Source organism: Pseudomonas sp. Ps21-P2, from assembly GCF_039672565.1.
GTDB lineage: Bacteria > Pseudomonadota > Gammaproteobacteria > Pseudomonadales > Pseudomonadaceae > Aquipseudomonas.
Map to the genome: position 1 here is coordinate 1 of NZ_JBDFPL010000031.1, position 1,554 is coordinate 1,554.

General features: G+C 55.0%; 1 protein-coding gene. It reads left to right on the forward strand.

Going from position 1 to position 1,554, the window contains the following annotated elements:
- A partial coding sequence (locus ABEH28_RS27220; protein WP_346631556.1) for a TonB-dependent receptor occupies positions 1-1,500 on the forward strand: 1,500 nt, incomplete at its 5' end.
- Positions 1,501-1,554: the final 54 nt, after the last annotated feature.

The window sequence follows — 1,554 nt, forward strand, 5'->3', positions numbered from 1 at the left end:
ACGCGTAGTAGCGCCGGAAAGCTGGAAGCCGGCAACGGTCAATTTGCGCTGCACATCGATGCCAATGCTCGTAATTTTAATGACCTGCGTATCCCGGGCTACGCTCGCACCTCTGATCAACGGACCCGCGAAGAGGGAGACGATGAAAAACATCGCCTCGGCAACAGCGACGGGCGCCAAGACGGTGGTGCCGTAGGTGGTTCCTACACATGGGATGACGGTTATGCCGGAGTGTCCTACAGCAATTACGACTCTAACTACGGATCGCCTGCCGAGCAGGACGTACGCATCCGCATGGAGCAAGATCACTACGCGTTTGCTTCTGAGATCCGCAATCTGTCCGGTCCCTTCACATCTGTGAAATTAGACGCAGGGTACACAGACTACAAACACATGGAGATTGAAGACGGCGAGATAGGCACCACCTTCAAAAACAAGGGTTATGAGACTCGGGTGGAGGCCCGCCATCAGCCGATAGGACCGCTTAATGGTGTGGTGGGTGCGCAGTTGACGCGCGGTGAGTTTTCCGCGCTTGGTGACGAAGCATTTGTGCCGCAGACCGATACCAATGCTGGAGCTCTGTTCATTCTCGAAGAACTGCAATCCAGTGACCGACTCATGCTGAGCTTGGGCGGTCGCCTGGAGCACACGACAGTCGATCCGGATGCTAAGGGCAACATGCGGTTTAATAGCGCTGATCGCTCTAGCAGTTTTACTACTGGTAGCTTGTCGTCAGGCGTGGTGTATACGCTTACGCCGGTCTGGTCATTGGCAGCAACTCTGGGCTATACCGAACGTGCGCCAACGTTTTACGAGCTGTACGCCAACGGTGCACACGTTGCCACAGGCACTTACGAGGTAGGTGACGTTGACTTATCCAAGGAAAAAGCAGTGTCCAGCGACTTGGCGCTACGGTTTGACAATGGCGCCCACAAGGGCAGCGTCGGCGTATTTTATAGCCATTTTTCGAATTACATTGGACTATTGAGTAGCGGCCGATCGCTCAACGACGAGGGTGAAGAGGACGCCGACGGCATCCCGGAATTCACCTACTCAGGCGTACGTGCTCGATTTGCCGGTTTCGAAGCACAGGATCATTGGAAGCTGGCTGAGACTCGCTACGGTAACATTGCGCTGGAGCTTTCCGGTGACTATACCCGTGCTAAGAATCTGGACACTGGCGAGGCTTTGCCGCGTATCGCCCCCCTGCGACTGAACAGTGGGCTGCTGTGGGAGCTGGACAAATGGCAGGCCAGGGTCGACGTCGAGCATGCGAGCTCGCAGCACAACGTGCCGGATAATGAATCCGGAACTGACGGCTATACGACTTTAGGCGCGAGTGCAGGGTACAAATTTGACCTGGGCGGTAGCCAATGGCTGGCATTCGTTAATGGTGAAAACTTGACGAATCAGACTGTGAGGTACGCCAGCTCAATTCTTCGCGATATTGCGCCTGCTCAGGGAAGAAGTGTCGAAGTTGGTTTGCGAACAAACTTCTAACCTGCTTTCACCCAACCGCCGATACCACGTATCGGCGACCTGAGCTCAGCATGT